The sequence below is a fragment of the Streptomyces sp. SM1 genome, assembly GCF_002910825.1.
Classification (GTDB): domain Bacteria; phylum Actinomycetota; class Actinomycetes; order Streptomycetales; family Streptomycetaceae; genus Streptomyces; species Streptomyces okerensis.
This window is the reverse complement of sequence record NZ_NEUB01000786.1, coordinates 1-1,879: the sequence shown is the minus strand read 5'-3', so window position 1 is coordinate 1,879 and position 1,879 is coordinate 1. Positions and strand designations below refer to the sequence as shown.

Annotated in this window: 4 protein-coding genes; all 4 read left to right on the top strand. The window is 68.2% G+C overall.

Translation table 11 applies throughout. The features are described from left to right. Positions 1 to 372 (top strand): transposase family protein (locus B9S61_RS24095; RefSeq protein ID WP_146064936.1); only part of this gene is annotated, 372 nt, incomplete at its 5' end. Between the two features lie 151 nt (positions 373 to 523). After that, positions 524 to 1,258, top strand: coding sequence for an LmbU family transcriptional regulator (locus tag B9S61_RS24090; RefSeq protein ID WP_219819952.1), 735 nt, complete (start codon positions 524 to 526; stop codon positions 1,256 to 1,258). After that, positions 1,204 to 1,410, top strand: a complete 207-nt coding sequence (locus B9S61_RS24085; protein WP_103544126.1) for a ferredoxin — start codon at positions 1,204 to 1,206, stop codon at positions 1,408 to 1,410. Before B9S61_RS24090 ends, B9S61_RS24085 begins: the two co-directional genes overlap by 55 nt. 284 nt (positions 1,411 to 1,694) lie before the next feature. Continuing rightward, a partial coding sequence (locus B9S61_RS24080) for a transposase (RefSeq protein WP_146064863.1) occupies positions 1,695 to 1,879 on the top strand: 185 nt, incomplete at its 3' end.

Sequence of the window (1,879 nt, the reverse complement as noted above, 5' to 3'; positions counted from 1 at the left end):
ATCTGGGTCTCACCGGTCCGCCCGGGCCGCGAGCACGACACCACCTGCGCCCGCCACCACGGCCTGATCGATGCCCTCAACCGGATCGCTGCCGAGCTGGACATGCCGACCCTCGTCGACCTCGGCTACGAGAACGCCGGCGACGGTTTTCGCCACCCGCACAAGAAGCCCGCCGGAGGCGAGCTGACCGAGGCCCAGCAGACCTACAACAAGGTCATCCGCGGCGTCCACGGCGTCTGCGAGCGCGCCAACTCCCTGCTCAAGACCACCTTCAAGGCACTACGCCGGGTCAGCCTCGACCCCAGCCGCATCACGAAGATCGCCGCCGCAGCCCTCGTCCTGCTCCAGCTCGAGTACGACCGCACCATCTGATTAGTCACGCAACGTAATGATTCGTTACTGACAAAGACTCATTGACGGTATCTCGGACGGTGACTACCGTTTTTGCACTTGCGCCCTTAATGGCTTGAGGGCGCGATGAACGGTGCGAGATGTATCATGCCCCGATTTCAGGAGAAAGCCGGTGCAGCACATCGCAAAGTACGACCGGAGTGACCGTCCATTGCCAGTCGGCCGCCGAGCGACCCAGGCGGCCCGCCCCCGCAGACCCGGCGAGCAGGATCGAATATTCACCACCCGGGTCGGCCTCAAGATACCCACCAGCCTCACCTACGACCGATGGGAGAAGGCCGGGCAGCACATCTTCCAGATCGCCGACTCCTCCGCCTGGTGCCTGGGCGACTGGCTCGTCTACGGCCAGGACCGCTACGCGGACCGCTACCAGACCGGAGTCCAGGCCGCGGGCCTCGACTACCAGACACTGCGCAACTACGCCTGGGTGGCACGGCACTTCGAGCTGTGGCGTCGGCGCGAGACACTGAGCTTCGGTCACCACGCCGAGGTCGCCTCCCTGCCGCCGGCGGAGGCCGACACCTGGCTCGACCAGGCGGAGCAGCACGGCTGGCCACGCAACCAGCTCCGACTGCGGCTGCGGGAGAGCCGCAGAGGAGACCGGCCCGCCATTCCGGCGCGGGCCAGCCAGCTCCGGATCAGCGCCCCCTCCGACCGTGTCCAGCGCTGGCGGGAGGCCGCGTCGAGAGGAGACCGCGACTTCGAGGAGTGGGTCATGCTGACGCTCGACCGTGCCACCGTGCACGAGCTCGGCCAATGCCGTCCCCGCCCGACCACCGGAGACCGCCCCAGATGGAGATCCGCATCGACCACCGCACCTGTATCGGGTCCGGGCAGTGCACCCTGACGGCACCCGCCGTCTTCACCCAGGACGACGACGGGTACGCCACGCTCGTGCCCGAGGGGGCGCGGACGGCCACCCCGCGGCAGGTCATCCAGGCCGCGCTGTCCTGCCCCGTCCAGGCGATCGCCATGGGGAACGCACCACCCGGCGCCTGACGACACGACCCCCGCCCCCCCCCGTTATGTTTTCCGCGGTCCTGCAAGAGGGCCGCTGGCCTCCGGGCCCGGCATGACTGTTGCCCCCTGTCGAAGGCATGACCTGGGGGGTGGTGTCACCGGGCCCGGGAGGTGCCGTCGGAGACGCTGATGAGAGGTCCGGCCACCGTCCGGTCCGGCGCAATGCCGGACAGCTCGCGGGCGGCAGGTCTGCATAACGTGGATGCGCGAGTACGACACCGATGCCGAGGCCGGCACCGTCAACACCCCTTGGGAGGGGCGCGATGTTCGAGACCGAAGACGTGGGCGTGTTCCTGGGCCTGGACGTCGGCAAGAGTGCTCACCACGGCCACGGACTCACCCCGGCCGGGAAGAAGGTCTTCGACAAGCAACTGCCCAACAGCGAGCCGAAGCTGCGGGCCGTCTTCGACAAGCTGACCGCGAAGTTCGGCACCGTCCTGGTGATCGT